Here is a 16,443-nt window from a genome sequence, read left to right on the forward strand (position 1 = left end):
GGCCCTTTCTTCCGCAGAGGAGGGAAGGGCAGGAGAACGAACACAAGAACCTGAAGAGTGCCATGATGACACAGAACGCCGAACACATCCTCGACCACTCTGAGCTTTTCCGGGGAGACGAATACCAGCAGATGCTGGCCAATAAGAAGGCGCTATTTGAGAATCCGCACGATCCCGCCGAAGTCGACCGTATCAGAGAATGGTCCAAGACGCCCGAATACCGCGAGAAGAACTTCGCCCGCGAGGCGCTAACTGTTAATCCGGCGAAGGCCTGCCAGCCGCTAGGTGCGGTGTTCGCCGCGCTCGGGTTCGAGCGCACACTGCCGTTCGTCCACGGCTCCCAGGGTTGCGTCGCGTATTATCGCAGCCATTTGTCGCGGCACTTCAAGGAGCCGACCTCGTGCGTCTCCTCGTCCATGACGGAAGACGCGGCTGTGTTCGGGGGGCTCAACAACCTGACCGACGGGCTTGCCAACAGCTACAACATGTACAAGCCGAAGATGATCGCGGTCGCCACGACCTGCATGGCGGAAGTCATTGGCGACGACCTCAACGCCTTCATCAAAACATCAAAGGAAAAAGGTTCAGTCCCCGCGGACTACGACGTACCATTCGCTCACACTCCTGCATTCGTCGGTAGCCACATTACGGGCTACGACAACACGCTCAAGGGCATCCTCGAGCATTTCTGGGATGGCAAAGCCGGCACGGCGCCTAAACTCCAGCGCAAAGCGAACAACTGGATCAACTTCATCGGTGGCTTCGATGGCTACACTGTCGGAAACATCCGTGAGATCAAGCGCATCTTCGAGCTGATGGGGATCGGCTATACGATCCTCGCGGATAACAGCGATGTGTTCGATACCCCCACCGACGGCGAGTTCCGCATGTATGATGGCGGCACCACACTAAAGGATGCCGCGAACGCAGTCCATGCGAAGGCAACCATTTCCATGCAGCAATATTGTACGGAGAAGACGTTGCCCTTCATCAAGGGGCACGACCAGGAGGTCGTCGCCTTCAATCACCCGCTGGGTGTCAGCGCCACGGACGATTTCCTGATGACGCTGTCGCGTATCACCAACAAGGCAATTCCCAATGCGCTGGAGCGGGAGCGCGGGCGTCTGGTAGACGCAATGGCTGATTCTAGCGCGCATGTTCACGGCAAGAAGTTCGCGATCTACGGCGATCCCGACCTCTGCTATGGCCTGGCCGCATTCTTGCTGGAGCTTGGCGCTGAGCCGACGCACGTGCTCTCGACCAACGGAAGTAAGGCCTGGGAGCAGAAGATGCAGGCGCTGTTCGCGAGCTCGCCGTTCGGTAAAAACTGCCGCGCCTTCCCGGGCAAGGATCTCTGGCACATGCGTTCGCTCCTGTTCACAGAACCAGTCGATTTCCTGATCGGTAACACCTATGGCAAGTATCTCGAGCGTGACACTGGAACGCCGCTAATCCGCATCGGGTTTCCCATCTTCGATCGCCATCATCACCATCGTTATCCAGTGTGGGGCTATCAGGGTAGCATGAATGTGCTGGTCAAGATTCTCGACAAGATCTTTGATGAGATCGATCGAAAAACCAGCTCAGTTGGCAAGACAGACTACAGCTTCGACATCATACGTTGAGGCGAGCGCCCCGCCTCATTGTCCGCAGGAACAGCGGCGCTGTGGCGGGGATCCCGGGTTATCCGCCGGACCATCCTCTTGGTCTGTGCGAATGTCTTGACATCCCCGAAAGAGACGCCATGACTTCGCTTCCCACGACCATACAGGACGTCTTTAACGAACCGGGCTGCGCCAGGAACGCGAGCAAGTCGAACGTCGAGCGCAAGAATGGATGCACCAAGCAGCTGAAGCCGGGCGGCGTCGCCGGTGGGTGTGCCTTCGATGGCGCCAAAGTCGCACTGCAGCCCTTCACCGATGTTGCCCATCTTGTGCATGGTCCAATCGCCTGTGAGGGCAATTCCTGGGACAATCGCGGTTCCGCCTCCTCCGGCTCCGATCTGTGGCGCAGAAGCTTCACCACAGATATGAGCGAGACCGACATCGTGTTCGGCGGCGAGAAGCGGTTGTACAGGGCAGTCAAGGAGATCACAGAGAAATACGACCCGCAGGCCATCTTCGTCTACCAGACATGCGTGCCCGCAATGATCGGTGACGACATCGATATGGTCTGCAAGGCGGCCTCCGCCAAATTTGGCAAACCGGTCATTCCCATCAATGCACCGGGATTTGTGGGGTCGAAGAACCTTGGCAACAAGCTCGCGGGCGAAGCACTGCTGGAGCACGTCATCGGTACCGGAGAGCCCGATTACACCACTGCGTATGACATCAACATCATCGGCGAATACAACCTGTCCGGCGAACTCTGGCAGATCAAGCCGCTGCTCGATGAGCTCGGAATCCGGGTCCTGTCGTGCATCTCGGGGGACGGCAAGTATCGCGAGGTCGCTTATTCGCACCGAGCCAAAGCCGCGATGATGGTCTGCTCAAAGGCAATGATAAACGTCGCACGCAAGATGAGGCAGCGCTACGGCATCCCGTTTTTTGAAGGCTCGTTCTACGGTATTGAGGATTCCAGCGATTCACTGCGCCAGATCGCGCGCATGCTGATCGAACGCGGCGCGCCGGCTGAGCTGATGGAGCGCACGCAAGCCCTGATCGCACGCGAAGAGACCAAAGCCTGGGCTGCGATTGAACGTTTCAAACCACGCTTTGCCGCCAAGAGGGTTGTTCTCATCACCGGTGGCGTGAAATCCTGGTCGATGGTGGCCGCTTTGCAAGAGGCCGGGCTCGAGATCGTCGGCACGTCCGTGAAGAAATCGACCAAGAAGGACAAGGAACGTATCAAGGAATTAATGGGCCAGGACGCCCACATGATCGAGGACATGTCGCCTCGCGAGATCTACAAGATGCTGAAGGACGCAAAAGCCGACATCATGCTCTCCGGCGGCAAGTCGCAATTCGTCGCACTAAAGGCGGCGATGCCGTGGCTCGATATCAACCAGGAGCGCTGCCACGCCTACATGGGGTATATCGGGATTGTCAATCTCATGGAGGAGATCGAGAAAGCGCTCTACAATCCGATATGGGATCAGCTCCGCCAACCCGCGCCATGGGATGAGTTCGACCGGAAGCGTCAGGCAAGGACAGTTGCGCAGATGTATGCGCAAGCCGCTGATCCAGTTCGGGACGCGAGCAAGAACGGCGTCAATACGATAAGTTCCTCCAATGAAGGTGAGGCCGGCGGTGGTGAGAGCGCGATTGAGGCGCATGGCCCGAATCTCGCCAAGCCCGCCAGGACGTGGCCGTGCACCAATTCCACCGCACGGTGCGTTGCTTGTAAGGACATTTGTTCCGATCTGCAGCCCCCGGCACTGCAGGCGGCGGAGTAGGGGAACGACATGGCGATCGTCACGACCTCGAAGAAAGCCTGTTCGGTCAATCCGCTCAAAATGAGCCAGCCGATCGGCGGCTCATTTGCCTTCCTGGGCCTGCGCGGCGCGATGCCGCTTTTGCACGGCCCGCAAGGTTGCACCTCCTTCGGGCTGACGCTGTTCGTGCGCCATTTCAATGAAGCCGTGCCGATGCAGACGACCGCCATGAGCGAGGTTGCCACCGTGCTCGGTGGCCACGAGAATCTCGAACAGGCGATCCTCAACATCTACAATCGGGTCGAGCCCGAGATCATTGGCATCAATTCGACTGGCGTCACCGAGACCAACGGCGATGACGTCGAAGCCTTCATCCGGTTGATCCGACAGAAGCATCCGAAGCTCGAAAAGCTCCCCCTTGTCTACGTCTCGACCCCGGATTTCAAGGATGCCTTTCAGGATGGCTGGGGCAAGACAGTGGCGCGGATGATCGAGGTGCTTGTGGCTCCGGTCGACACAGCGAGACCGCGCGATATCTCCCGCGTCAACGTACTACCTGGTTGTCACCTCACGCCCGGCGATCTCGACGAGCTTCGCACGATTTTTGAGGATTTTGGGCTCAAGCCCTCGTTCCTGCCGGACGTTGCCGGTTCGCTGGACGGTCACATCCCCGACGAATTCACGCCTACCACGATCGGGGGCATTGGAGTGGACGAGATTGCGACCATGGGGCAGGTGGCCTGGACGATCGCGATCGGCGCACAAATGCGCCGTGCGGCCGAGGCCATGCAGGTGCGGACAGGCACGCCGTTCCGCCTGTTCGAGCGGCTCTGTGGCCTTGTCCCAAATGACGAATTCATCGCCTTCCTGAGCCAGATCAGCGGCCGGTCGGTGCCCTGGAAATATCGCCGGCAGCGTGGACAGCTGGCAGACGCCATGCTGGATGCACATTTCCATATCGGCGGCCGCAAGCTCGCGATCGGCGCCGAGCCGGACTTGTTATTCGATCTCTCCAGCTTGCTCCACGAAATGGGCGCACAGGTAAGTGCTGCGGTGACGACGACGAACTCACCGGTGCTCCAGCGGGTCAGGACCGAGGACGTCCTGATCGGCGATCTGGAGGATCTTGAAGAGCTTGCCAGGTCGCGTGACTGCGACCTCTTGATGTCGCATTCACATGGCCGCCAGGCCGCTTCGCGACTCAATGTCCCGTTCTTCCGGGTCGGCTTTCCGATGTTCGATCGCGTTGGCGCTGCGCACCTCACGATCGCTGGCTATCGCGGCACGCGCGATCTGATCTTTGACATCGCCAATCTGATCATCACCGACCGCGAAGCCAACCATGGGCCGACGTCCGACACCTGGCGATCAACCTGCGGCGGGCCGCAGGCCAATCCGCCCCAGTTGCATTGAGCAGGTAGAGAAAACAACCCGGATGAAAGTTGCATTCGCCACTCAGGACTTGAAGCACGTCGATGCCCACTTCGGCTGGGCCAAGAACATCGCGATCTACGAGGTCGACCCGGACGGGCATCGGTTTATTGAGGCGATCCAGTTCGACGGGGACCTCACCGAAGACGGCAATGAGGATAAGCTCGCGCCGAAGATCGAGGCGATCAGGGAGTGCGCAATCCTCTATGTTGCGGCGATTGGCGGCTCGGGTGCTGCGCGAGTCGTCGCCAGGAACATCCATCCCATGAAGGTGCTGCAGCCAGAGCCCATCCACGATCTTTGCGTCAAACTCGAAACCGTGCTGAAGGGGTCGCCGCCGCCCTGGCTGCGGAAGCTGCTCACCAAAAGCCGTGAACGTACGCTGGATTTCGAAGCCTGAAGGAACAAAGATGGCCGATCCGTCTGAAGTCACTCCAGCCGCCGCCGCGGCGGAGGGGCCATTTCTGAAAGAGCTCATCAAGATCTGGCGCGCCCAGGACACCCACTGCGCCTGGGAGGGCAAAACGGATCTCGAGCTGCTCGAACCCTACGTTCTCGACAAGCGCAAGCGCCGTGCGCTGCCGATCGTCGGCAATCCCGACCCGGACACGACATGGCGGCTGGAGCTGTTCTTCGACGCCGTTGCGCTCTCGATCGAGAAGGCGACCGGTGTGATGATCTCGCCAATGCTGAAGATGCATCACGAAGGGTTCGGTCGGATCGTGCTGATCGGCGGCCGGCTCGTTGTCGTGAGCAAGCACCTGCGCGACGTGCATCGCTTTGGTTTCGACCATCTCTCTGATCTCGCCAATCAAGGCGACAAATTCGTCAACAGTGGCGTTCAGATGATCCGTAAGTTCCCGGAAGTGGCGAGTTGTTGAGGCAAGTGTGAGCGACATCGAAATTCTGAAAGCGGAAATAAAGAAGCTGTCGGCCAAGGCGGCTCAGGCCAAGATGGACCTCCACGACCTCTCCGAGGAGCTGCCGGTCAACTGTCGTCGATCCTGAGCGTGGCCCAGAAGGCCCACGCTGCCTTCAGCGAGCTCGAAAGCAAACGCCAATATCTCCAGGCGCTGGACAAAACATAACGGACGGTTAGCCATGTCATTCAGGACCCGCGACGGTCGCAATTGGAGGCCGGACTACCTGGTTGCTATCGATCCCAAGAAGTGCATCGGCTGCGGCCGCTGCTACAAGATCTGCGGCCGTGAGGTCATGACGCTGAAGGGGCTAAGTGAGGGTGGCGAGATCATCGATCTCGACGAGGACGACGATGAGCTCGAAAAGAAGGTCATGGTGCTGAAGGACGAAGGCGCTTGCATCGGCTGCAGCGCCTGCGCCCGGGTGTGCCCAACAAACTGTCAGACCCACACACCACCTGGTTGACTTAGCTTTCTCCGACGAGATCGACGAGCCAGTTGTCAGATAGTAGCTGGTAGGGAACGCCCAGATCCTACCTGTTCTGGCGTGAAGCCGGCAGTTTCCGAATCGGCCGCGACCTCGCATGGGCCCCGGCGGCGAAGGCCGGCAGGATCGTGAAAACGACAACGCCGACACCGTCGTTGAAGAGTGCCTCGCCCTGCATCTCGACCTTTCAGGTGCCTTTACATTTTGAGCGTACCCATGACCGCCACCGCATCGGTCAGGCTGATGAGCGCGCCAAACACCAGCGCCCAGGACAGCGGCAGCGACTGACCAAGGAGACCAGCGGCCTGCCAGAATAGAAAGCCACTACGGCGCGGCTTACCAATGTTGCGAGATCGACGTGGAGCGCTCCCGCGAAGAGCTAGAATTCTAGCATCCCGTTCATGACGACCGACGTGAAGTCGATCTGGAGCACTGTCTTTGTTAGCGCTTCGAACAGATGCTGTTCTGGCAACGAACGCAGAGATCCCGCGTTTACCTGACGCTTCTAGCTCGATCGCAAGGCTCGCGAATAGTGATGACGAAACAGTGGATCAGCATACCGTAAACCCTGTGCAAAAAAAGCGCGCTTCGTGCCCCAACCATTTATTGGGAACGGCGTGCGTGGATCTCATCATGGCTTGGCTGCAACAGCGGCGAGAGGCCGGATATACTAAGCAACTGGAATCGTCATTCAGGAGAACTGATAAAGAAGGTGTCGCCGGTCTGACGTCTGATGACTATCCGACACTGTTCTGTCGCCTTTGTTGGTCCGCGACACCGGCCTATTTCGCCGAGCTCTTGTCTGGCCGCAGGCTAAACGCTGAAAAGCAATCACAATCTTTTCTTCTGCTGGTCGGCCAAATTGGCACGAGTTTTGAAACCCTTCGTTGCGAGCTGGGAGCCGCCGACCGACCTTCATTTCGTGGATGACATCGCGATCGATGGAGCGAAGAAAGAAAAGCAAAATGGCAAATCCGCATCAGATAGCATTCTATGGGAAGGGGGCCTCGGCGAAATCGCCCCCTAACAAACAGGCTCGCCGCCCGCACTACTGCATCGTCGTGGCGCTGGCCAGGCTTGAACTCAAGGTGGTGTTCGGTTCGATCTTCCAGCGCTTTCCCGCGCTGCGCCTGGCCGTGGCGCCCGAAGGAGCGAAGTTGCGCAAGGAGATCATCACTGGCGGGTTCGAGGGGTTCCCGGTGCTCTGGTGATGCTCGGACGCCGCCGGGAATCGCGATGTTCTCCGCAATTTGCCGGCGCGCCTGGCGCGCGCCGATCAGATCAGCCAGCCAACAGGTAACCAAGATGGACGTGCAAGAAACCACGGCAGCATGCCGGGACGCCTTCGCCGAACTGGCGTCGCCAGCGCGCATCCACGACCCGTATCCGTTTATGCACTGGTTGCGCGAGCACGATCCCGTGCATCGCGCGGCGTCGGGCCTCTTTCTGTTGAGCCGCCACGCCGACATCTACTGGGCGCTCACGGCCACGGGCGATGCGTTTCGGGCACCGGCGCCGGGCGAACTGGCGCGCCACTTCCCGCGTGCGGCGACCAGCCTATCACTCAATCTGCTGGCGTCTACACTAGCGATGAAGGACCAGCCGACGCATACGCGTCTGCGCCGGCTGATCTCGCCCGATTTCACCATGCGCCAGATCGACAACCTGCGGCCGAGCATCGCGCGCATCGTCGCAGCGCGCCTGGATGGCATGGCGCCCGCGCTGGAGCGCGGGGAGGCGGTGGACCTGCATCGGGAATTCGCGCTGGCCTTGCCCATGCTGGTCTTGGCCGAACTGTTCGGCATGCCCCAGGACGACATGTTCGGGCTCGCCGCCGTCATCGACCCCATTCTGAAAGGCCTGGGCCCGCACGCCAGCGACCCCCAGCTCGCCACGGCGGACGCGGCCAGCGCCAGGGTGCAGGCCTACTTCGGCGACCTCATACAGCGCAAGCGCACCGATCCACGCCACGACATCGTGTCGATGCTGGTCGGCGCACACGACGACGATGCCGACACGCTGTCGGATGCGGAGTTGATCAGCATGCTTTGGGGCATGCTGCTGGGCGGCTTCGCAACCACTGCTGCGACCATCGACCATGCGGTCCTGGCGATGCTGGCGTATCCCGAACAGCGGCACTGGCTTCAGGGAGACGCCGTGGGGGTGAAGGCATTCGTCGAAGAAGTCCTGCGCCGCGACTCGCCCGTCATGTTCAGCGCCACTCTGCGTATCGCCCAGCGCGACATCGAATTGGGCGGCGTGGTGATCCCGAAGAACGCGGACGTGCGCGTGCTGATCGCGGCCGGCAATCGCGACCCGGACGCCTTCGCCGATCCCGACCGCTTTGATCCCGCGCGGTTCTACGGCACCAGTCCTGGCATGTCGACCGACGGGAAGATCATGCTGAGCTTCGGCCACGGCATCCGCTTTTGCCTCGGTGCGCAACTGGCCAGGGTGCAGTTGGCCGAGAGCCTGCCGCGGATCCAGGCGCGCTTCCCCACGCTGGCATTGGCCGAGCCGCCGACGCGGGAGACCTCCGAGTTCCTTAGGACGTTCCGCGCGCTGCCGGTGCGGCTGCATGCGCAGGGGGGCTGAGATGCGCATCTTGGTCGACCAGGATATGTGCGCAACCAGCGGGCAGTGCGTGCTGACGCTGCCGGGCACCTTTCGCCAACGCGAACCCGACGGCGTGGCCGAAGTGTGCGTGGCGACGGTCCCGCAGGCGCTGCACGCCGCCATGCGACTCGCGGCCAGCCAGTGCCCGGTCGCCGCCATTCGGGTCATCGAAAGCGACGATGGTGATGACGAGTGCGCCAGCGTCGACCCTGCGCCTTCTCCTGCGGAGGCCGAGCGACATGCCGCGAAAGACCAACGCAATCCAGGAGGACACGGTGGCACGGTTTGAAGGCAAGGTGGCCGTAGTGACCGGCGCCGGCGCCGGCATTGGCAAGGCATGCGCCCTCGCCATCGCACGCGAGAGCACCAGAGTGGTGGTGGCCGACATTGATGGCTCGGCGGCGATCGCCTGCACCGCGCAGATCGCGGCCGAAGCGGGCCACGCGCTGGCCCTGGCCATGGACATCGCCGATGCGCAGGCGGTTTCAGCGCTGCTCGAGACGGCGGAGCGGCACTTCGCTGGGGTCGACCTGCTGGTGGAGTGACATGCATCTGACCCCGCGCCACCGTGCGATCCTCGACCTGGACCTGGCGGCCTGGGATCAGACCATGGCGACCAATCTGCGCGGCATGCTGCTCTGCTGCCGGCAGGCCATATCGCCCGCGGCGGTGGCGCGATCGTCAACATGTCGTCGTGCCAGGGGCTCAGCGGTGACACCGCGCAGACGTCCTACGCCGCGTCGAAGGCGGCGATGAAAATGCTGTCGGCCTCGCTCGCTACCCAGTACGGTCATGCGCAGATCCGCTGCAACGCGATTGCGCCGGGTCTCGTCATGACGGAGCGTCTCCTCGCCAAGCTGCACGAGTGCATGCAACGGCATCTGCGCCGGCACCAGCTCCTGCCGCGCGTCGGCTGGCCCGAGGGACGTGGCCGCGCTGATGGCATTCCTGCTCTACGACGATGCTGCGTTCATCACCGGCCAGGTCGTGTGCATCGACGGCGGCATGCTGGCGCATGTGCCGACGTACGCCGACGATGGCAACAGCCGCGCCGCGCGGCCTGCCGGCACACCGCCGAAGCGGCCGCGGCGCCGCGCTGCTGATGGACATGCTGCTCAACCCGCTGGACCGTCGGCACCGGCTGCGGCACGACATCCCGGTCGTGCCCGGCGCGTTCCCCCTGGTCGGGCATCTTCCCGCCATCGTCTGCGACCTGCCGCGCCTGCTGCGGCGCGCGGAACGGACGCTGGGCAGCCACTTCTGGCTGGATTTCGGCCCTGCCGGACACCTGATGACCTGCGTGGATCCGGATGCGTTCGCACTGCTCCGGCACAAGGACGTGTCCTCGGCGCTGATCGAAGAGATCGCGCCCGAATTGCTTGGCGGAACGTTGGTTACCCAGGACGGCGGCGCGCACCGGCAGGCGCGCGATGCGATCAAGGCGGCGTTCCTGCCCAAGGGGCTGACCCAGGCCGGCATCGGCGACCTGTTCGTGCCCGTCATCCGGGCACGGGTGCAGGCGTGGCGCGATCGCGGCGACGTAACCATCCTGCGCGAAACCGGCGACCTGATGCTCAAGCTCATCTTCAGCCTCATGGGAATCCCCGCGCAGGACCTGCCGGGATGGCATCGCAAGTACCGGCAAGTGGTGCAGTTGATCGTCGCGCCGCCGGTCGACCTGCCCGGACTGCCCTTGCGGCGCGGCCGCGCCGCCCGCGACTGGATCGACGCGCAGTTGCGCCAGTTCGTCCGCGACGTGCGCGCGCATCCCGCGCGCACGGGGTTGATCAACGAGATGGTGAGCGCTTTCGATCGCAGCGAAGATGCGCTCTCCGATGACGTCCTGGTCGCCAATATCCGCTTGCTGCTGCTTGCGGGTCACGACACCACTGCCTCAACGATGGCCTGGATGGTGATCGAGCTGGCGCGGCAGCCTGTGCTGTGGGACGCCCTGGTCGAGGAGGCGCAACGCGTGGGCGCGGTGCCGACCCGGCACGCGGACCTGGCGCAGTGTCCGGTCGCCGAGGCGCTGTTCCGCGAGACGCTGCGCGTGCATCCGACGGCCACGCTGCTGCCGCGTCGCGCGCTGCAGGAATTGCAACTCGGCCAACGGCGCATTCCCGCGGGCACCCATCTGTGCATCCCGCTGCTCCATTTCTCGACCTCGGCGCTGCTGCACGAGGCGCCTGATCAGTTCCGCCTGGCGCGGTGGCTGCAACGCACGGAGCCGATCCAGCCGGTGGACATGCTGCAGTTCGGTACCGGCCCACACGTCTGCATCGGCTACCACTTGGTATGGCTGGAACTGGTGCAGTTCTGCATCGCCTTGGCGCTGACCATGCACAAGGCCGGGGTGCGGCCGCGGTTGCTGAGCGGCGTCGAAAAAGGCCGGCGCTATTACCCGACCGCACATCCGTCCATGACAATCCGCATCGAATTCTCATGAGCTGGCATCGCATCCCCGTGTGGCGAGGCAGCGGCGCCGGCGACGCGCGGCATTGCTGCACTCGGCGCGTGCGCTCGGTGCGACGCCGGCAACACCGCGGCGGCTCGGCGCTCGCCGTGGCCGTGTCAGGTACAAGGACATGAACAACATGCAGACCGGTTCTACGCTACAGGACGACCGAACTGGCGTTTCCGCGCTCGGCGGATTGGGCGCGCAGGTGCGCGGCGCGTCCGGCAGGCTGCTGCCGGAGATCTGGATGCAGGACGGCGCAAAGCGGGTCGAACAGACGCTGGCGCGTCTTCTCTGCGCCGAAGACAATGGTGAGACCGAGCTGATGGCGGCGATGCGCTACGCCACCTTGAATGGCGGCAAGCGCACCCGCGCCTTGCTCTGTCTGGCTGCCGGCGCACTGGCTGACACGCCGGCGCACATGCTCGAGAACGTCGGCGCCGCCCTCGAGATGATGCATGCCTGTACCCTGGTCCACGACGACCTGCCCGCGATGGACGACGACGTGCTTCGCCGCGGCCTCCCGACCGTGCACGTCAAGTTCGGCGAAGCCACTGCGATCCTGGTCGGCGATGCGCTGCAGGCGCACGCCTTCCTGACCCTGGCGAGCCTGGATGCGCCGGGCGACAACCGTATCGCGCTCGTGCGCGAACTGGCGCAGGCGGTGTCCGCCGAGGGTGCCGCAGGCGGGCAGGCCATGGATCTGTCGCTGGTCGGAAAGCACGTCGAGCTGGACAGGATCGTGGCGATGCACCGGATGAAGAGCGGAGCGCTAGTGCGCGCGTCCGTTCGCATGGGCGCGCTATGCGCCATCGCGGAGGATGCCGCGCACGCTGCGCTGTACTGTGCGCTCGATCGCTACACCGCCTGTTTCGGCCTGGCGTTGCAGGTGGTCGACGACATTCTCGACGCGACAGCTGATACCGCGACGCTGGGCAAGACCCCCGGCAAGGACGCGGCGGCGCAGAAGCCGACCTGCGCGTCGATCATGGGGCTGCAGGCAGCGCGCCAGTTCGCGCTGGATTTGTTGCGCGACGCCGGGGAGGCCATCGCCCCGCTGGGCCCTCGTGCGGAACGGTTGGCGCAGATGCTGCAGCGGGCCAACGCGTATCTGTTCAAGCACGCGCCATGCGCATGAGCGCGCCCGTCCGCATGGAGTCGCCCCTGTGCCGCTGCGATCGCCCGGCGGCAGCGGTGCATGCTGCATTGTGTCCGAATCCGCGGCGCCGATCGCAGCCGTTGCCCAGCACGGCCGCGGCGCGCTGCGCGCAAGCCTATGCGGCGGACCGGCGCCAGCATCGGCGCGTCGCCGCGCCGGAGCAGGGCGACCGTCCGGCGCTGCCCATGCGCCGGGCCGCGACGGGCCTGCGGCGACGTGCGCGGCGTCTGCCCGAACCGTCTGCAGAAGGAACATCCCGAGTGAACGCGCTGTCTGAACAGATCCTTTCCGAATTGCGCCACCTGCTGAGCGAGATGAGCGACGGCGGCAGCGTCGGCCCGTCCGTCTATGACACGGCGCGAGCTCTACAGTTCCGCGGCAACGTCACCGGTCGGCAGGACGCATACGCGTGGCTCATCGCGCAGCAACAGGCCGATGGAGGATGGGGAAGCGCGGACTTCCCGCTGTTCCGTCATGCGCCCACTTGGGCGGCGTTGCTGGCATTGCAGCGTGCCGATCCTCTTCCCGGCGCTGCCGACGCAGTCCAGGCTGCAACCCGGTTCCTCGAGCGCGAGCCCGATCCCTACGCGCAGACGGTGCCGGAAGACGCGCCGATCGGCGCGGAGCTGATCCTGCCGCAGTTGTGCGGCGAGGCCGCATCCTTGCTGGGCGGCGTGGCGTTTCCGCGCCACCCGGCGCTGTTGCCGTTGCGGCAAGCGTGCCTGGTCAAACTGGGGGCGATGACGACGTTGCCGAGCGGCCATCCGTTGCTGCACTCCTGGGAAGCCTGGGGGACGTCGCCGACCACCGCATGCCCGGATGACGACGGCAGCATCGGCATCAGTCCGGCGGCCACCGCCGCGTGTCGTGCGCACGCCGTGACACAGGGGAGCACGCCGCAGGTCGCGCGCGCCGACGCGTATCTGCAGGCGGCATCGCGGGCGACGCGCAGCGGCATCGAAGGTGTCGTTCCCAACGTCTGGCCGATCAATGTGTTCGAGCCATGCTGGTCGCTCTACACCCTGCATCTGGCGGGGCTGTTCGCGCATCCCGCGCTCGCCGAGGCGGTGCGTGTGATCGTCGCGCAGCTCGACGCCCGCCTGGGCATGCGCGGTCTGGGCCCGGCCTTGCACTTCGCGGCCGATGCGGACGACACCGCCGTTGCGTTGTGCGTCCTCCGCCTTGCAGGCCGCGACCCGGCGGTCGATCCGTTGCGCCATTTCGAAATCGGCGAGCTGTTCGTCACCTTCCCCGGCGAGCGCAATGCCTCGGTGTCGACCAACATCCATGCCCTGCATGCGTTGCGACTGTTGGGAAAGCCCGCCGCCGGCACCAGCGCCTACGTCGAGGCCAATCGCAACACGCACGGTCTATGGGACAACGAAAAATGGCACGTTTCGTGGCTGTATCCCACCGCGCATGCGATCGCTGCGCTGGCGCAAGGCAAGCCCCAGTGGCGCGACGAGCGCGCGCTGGCGGCGCTGCTGCAGGCGCAGCGCGACGACGGCGGCTGGGGCGCCGGTCGCGCGTCCACATTCGAGGAAACCGCCTATGCGCTGTTCGCGTTGTACGTGATGGACGGGAGCGAAGAGCCGACAGGGCGCCGGCGCATCGCGCAGGCGGTGGCGCGTGCACTGGAGTGGATGCTCGCCCGCCATGCGGCGCATGCATCGCCGCAGACGTCGCTGTGGATCGGCAAGGAACTGTATTGCCCCACCCGGGTCGTGCGCGTGGCCGAACTCGCCGGGTTGTGGCTGGCGCTTCGTTGGGGGCGGCGCGTCCCGGCCGAGGGAGCAGGAGCGGCGCCATGATTCAGACCGAACGCGCGCTGCAGCAGGTGCTGGAGTGGGGGCGTTCCCTGACCGGGTTCGCCGACGAGCATGCCGTGGAAGCGGTCAGGGGCGGCCAGTACATCCTGCAGCGCATCCACCCGAGCCTGCGCGACACCAGCGCCCGCACCGGCCGCGATCCGCAGGACGAAACGCTGATCGTGGCGTTCTATCGCGAACTGGCGCTGCTGTTCTGGCTCGACGATTGCAACGACCTTGGCCTGATCGCGCCGGAGCAGCTCGCTGCGGTGGAGCAGGCGCTGGGGCAGGGCGTGCCGTGCGCGCTCCCCGGATTCGAGGGCTGCGCTGTGCTGCGTGCTTCGCTGGCCGCGCTCGCCTACGATCGTCGCGACTATGCTCAGCTTCTCGACGATACCCGGTGCTACTGCGCGGCGCTGCGCGCCGGACACGCGCAGGCGGCAGGGTCGGAACGCTGGTCCTACGCCGAGTACCTGCACAACGGCATCGATTCGATCGCCTACACGAACGTGTTCTGTTGCCTGTCGTTGCTGTGGGGGCTGAACATGGCGACCTTACGCGCGCGTCCGGCGTTTCGCCAGGTCCTGCGGCTCATCTCCGCGATAGGGCGCCTGCAGAACGATCTGCATGGACGCGACAAGGACAGGTCGGCCGGCGAGGCCGATAACGCGGCGATCCTGCTGCTGCAGCGCTATCCGGCTATGCCTGTGGTGGAGTTCCTCAACGACGAGCTAGCCGGCCATACGCGCATGCTGCACCGGGTGATGGCTTCAGAACGCTTTCCCGCGCCGTGGGGACCGTTGATCGAGGCCATGGCGGCCATCCGCGGGCAGTACTACCAGACCTCGACCAGCCGCTACCGCAGCGACGCTGCGGGGGAGGCCAGCGTGCGCCGGCCTGAACGCGCGGGAGGCGGCGGCGTGCGCGCGCTGCCGTCGGTCCGATCCGACGCAACGCTGTCGCCCGATGCGACGGATGGAGCGAGCATGAGCGACACCGCCCTGAGCCGGCGCAAGGACGACCATCTGGACATCGTGCTGGATCGGCGAACGGCGCCGGCCACGATCGCCGCCGGCTGGGAGTACATCCGTTTCGAACACTGCGCATTGCCCGAGTTGGACCTGACGCAGATCGACCTGCGCGCCTCGCTGCTGGGCAAGACCATGCGCGCGCCGCTGCTGATCAGCTCTATGACCGGCGGCACGTCACGCGCCGAGGCCATCAACCGGCATCTGAGCGAGGCAGCGCAAGTCTTGGGGATCGCCATGTGCGTCGGTTCGCAGCGCGTGAGCCTGCAATCCCGCAACTCCCAGGGGCTGACACGCGCGCTGCGCCGCCTGGCCCCAGACATTCCCTTGCTGGCCAATATCGGCGCTGCGCAACTGCGCGAGACCGACGGCCTGGACCTGGCGCGCCGGGCGGTGGATGCGCTGGAGGCCGATGGACTCATCGTCCATCTCAATCCGCTGCAGGAAGCGGTACAGCCGGAGGGCGACCGCGACTGGCGCGGCGTCCTAGCGCAGATCGCTCGCGCCGCGCGCAGCGTGGGCGTGCCGATCGTGGCTAAGGAAGTGGGCTCGGGCCTGTCCGCCTCGGTGGCCTGTGCGCTCGTCGAGGCGGGCGTGGCGGTGATCGATGTTGCCGGCGCCGGCGGCACCAGTTGGGCCGCGGTGGAGGGCGAGCGCGCCCGCGATGCCGCCGACCGTGCAGTGGCGATGGCGTTCGCCGATTGGGGGATTCCGACCCCGGCCAGCGTGCAGGCGGTACGTCGGGCGCTGCCAACGGTGAAGCTGATCGCGTCGGGCGGAATCCGCGACGGCGTCGACGTAGCCAAGGCCATTCGCCTGGGCGCGGACATCGCCGGGCAGGCGGCCGGCGTGCTGCGCGCGGCTACGGTATCCACCGAGGCGGTTGTCGCGCATTTCGAGATCGTCATCCGCCAGTTGGCCGTCGCCTGCTTCTGCACCGGCTCGGCTGATCTCGCGGCGTTGCGTCAGGCGCGCTTGTTGCCCTCGGCGCATCTGCCCGCCGGTTGATGCCGGCGTCACCCGCACGTGGCGGCGGGCGCCTAGTCTTACTGAGTCAGAAAGTCGCGGATGCGGGTGGATTCGCGCTGGCGCGGATTTGTTAGGGTGTTGCTTCGTGATCAGGGAAGCGCCCGGCGATGCCCGACTGGACAGCTCAGAGTGAAGCC

Annotated in this window: 13 protein-coding genes and 4 pseudogenes; all 17 read left to right on the top strand. The window is 64.4% G+C overall.

Annotated features, from left to right (window positions below):
* The first annotated feature begins 65 nt into the window (after nucleotides 1-65).
* The gene (gene nifK / locus IVB01_RS05340) at nucleotides 66-1,625 is read left to right on the top strand and encodes a nitrogenase molybdenum-iron protein subunit beta (RefSeq protein WP_247279069.1); all 1,560 of its coding nucleotides are present in this window, start codon (nucleotides 66-68) and stop codon (nucleotides 1,623-1,625) included.
* Nucleotides 1,626-1,744: 119 nt separating this feature from the next.
* Complete coding sequence (gene nifE / locus IVB01_RS05345; RefSeq protein ID WP_247494311.1) at nucleotides 1,745-3,394, top strand: nitrogenase iron-molybdenum cofactor biosynthesis protein NifE; 1,650 nt, start codon at nucleotides 1,745-1,747, stop codon at nucleotides 3,392-3,394.
* Nucleotides 3,395-3,403: 9 nt separating this feature from the next.
* Entirely contained in the window at nucleotides 3,404-4,786 is a 1,383-nt protein-coding gene (nifN, locus tag IVB01_RS05350) for a nitrogenase iron-molybdenum cofactor biosynthesis protein NifN (protein WP_247297510.1), read from the top strand.
* Between the two features lie 22 nt (nucleotides 4,787-4,808).
* On the top strand, nucleotides 4,809-5,204 hold the full coding sequence (nifX, locus tag IVB01_RS05355) for a nitrogen fixation protein NifX (RefSeq protein WP_247279038.1): 396 nt from the start codon (nucleotides 4,809-4,811) through the stop codon (nucleotides 5,202-5,204).
* A 10-nt stretch (nucleotides 5,205-5,214) separates the two neighbouring features.
* Nucleotides 5,215-5,685 carry a NifX-associated nitrogen fixation protein gene (locus IVB01_RS05360; RefSeq protein ID WP_247279039.1) on the top strand — a complete coding sequence of 157 codons (471 nt, stop codon included), beginning with the start codon at nucleotides 5,215-5,217 and terminating at the stop codon, nucleotides 5,683-5,685.
* 7 nt (nucleotides 5,686-5,692) lie between these two features.
* Nucleotides 5,693-5,892, top strand: a pseudogene (locus IVB01_RS05365) (CCE_0567 family metalloprotein).
* 13 nt (nucleotides 5,893-5,905) lie between these two features.
* The gene (gene fdxB / locus IVB01_RS05370) at nucleotides 5,906-6,190 is read left to right on the top strand and encodes a ferredoxin III, nif-specific (RefSeq protein WP_247279041.1); all 285 of its coding nucleotides are present in this window, start codon (nucleotides 5,906-5,908) and stop codon (nucleotides 6,188-6,190) included.
* A gap of 642 nt (nucleotides 6,191-6,832) precedes the next feature.
* Nucleotides 6,833-7,141, top strand: a complete 309-nt coding sequence (locus tag IVB01_RS05380; protein ID WP_247494302.1) for a hypothetical protein — start codon at nucleotides 6,833-6,835, stop codon at nucleotides 7,139-7,141.
* A gap of 113 nt (nucleotides 7,142-7,254) precedes the next feature.
* Nucleotides 7,255-7,422 (top strand): annotated as a pseudogene (locus tag IVB01_RS05385) (cytochrome); the annotation flags it as partial.
* Nucleotides 7,423-7,516: 94 nt separating this feature from the next.
* A complete protein-coding gene (locus tag IVB01_RS05390; RefSeq protein WP_247419172.1) occupies nucleotides 7,517-8,806 on the top strand; it encodes a cytochrome P450 in 1,290 nt (429 codons plus the stop codon).
* Nucleotide 8,807: 1 nt separating this feature from the next.
* Nucleotides 8,808-9,116 carry a ferredoxin gene (locus IVB01_RS05395; protein ID WP_247297517.1) on the top strand — a complete coding sequence of 103 codons (309 nt, stop codon included), beginning with the start codon at nucleotides 8,808-8,810 and terminating at the stop codon, nucleotides 9,114-9,116.
* A 16-nt stretch (nucleotides 9,117-9,132) separates the two neighbouring features.
* A pseudogene (locus IVB01_RS05400) lies at nucleotides 9,133-9,669 on the top strand (SDR family NAD(P)-dependent oxidoreductase); the annotation flags it as partial.
* A 260-nt stretch (nucleotides 9,670-9,929) separates the two neighbouring features.
* Nucleotides 9,930-11,273 (top strand): cytochrome P450, encoded by a 1,344-nt coding sequence (locus IVB01_RS05405; protein ID WP_247297519.1) that lies wholly within the window; start codon nucleotides 9,930-9,932, stop codon nucleotides 11,271-11,273.
* A 148-nt stretch (nucleotides 11,274-11,421) separates the two neighbouring features.
* Nucleotides 11,422-12,420: a polyprenyl synthetase family protein gene (locus IVB01_RS05410; protein WP_247297587.1), complete on the top strand. Its 999-nt coding sequence runs from the start codon at nucleotides 11,422-11,424 to the stop codon at nucleotides 12,418-12,420.
* A gap of 281 nt (nucleotides 12,421-12,701) precedes the next feature.
* Nucleotides 12,702-14,252 carry a hypothetical protein gene (locus IVB01_RS05415; protein ID WP_247297589.1) on the top strand — a complete coding sequence of 517 codons (1,551 nt, stop codon included), beginning with the start codon at nucleotides 12,702-12,704 and terminating at the stop codon, nucleotides 14,250-14,252.
* Nucleotides 14,249-15,150, top strand: a pseudogene (locus IVB01_RS05420) (hypothetical protein). Before IVB01_RS05415 ends, IVB01_RS05420 begins: the two are co-directional and overlap by 4 nt.
* 85 nt (nucleotides 15,151-15,235) lie before the next feature.
* Entirely contained in the window at nucleotides 15,236-16,285 is a 1,050-nt protein-coding gene (gene fni / locus IVB01_RS05425) for a type 2 isopentenyl-diphosphate Delta-isomerase (RefSeq protein WP_247494303.1), read from the top strand.
* The last annotated feature ends 158 nt before the right edge of the window (nucleotides 16,286-16,443 follow it).

The sequence above is a fragment of the Bradyrhizobium sp. 164 genome, from assembly GCF_023073715.1.
In the GTDB taxonomy this organism is placed as follows: domain Bacteria; phylum Pseudomonadota; class Alphaproteobacteria; order Rhizobiales; family Xanthobacteraceae; genus Bradyrhizobium.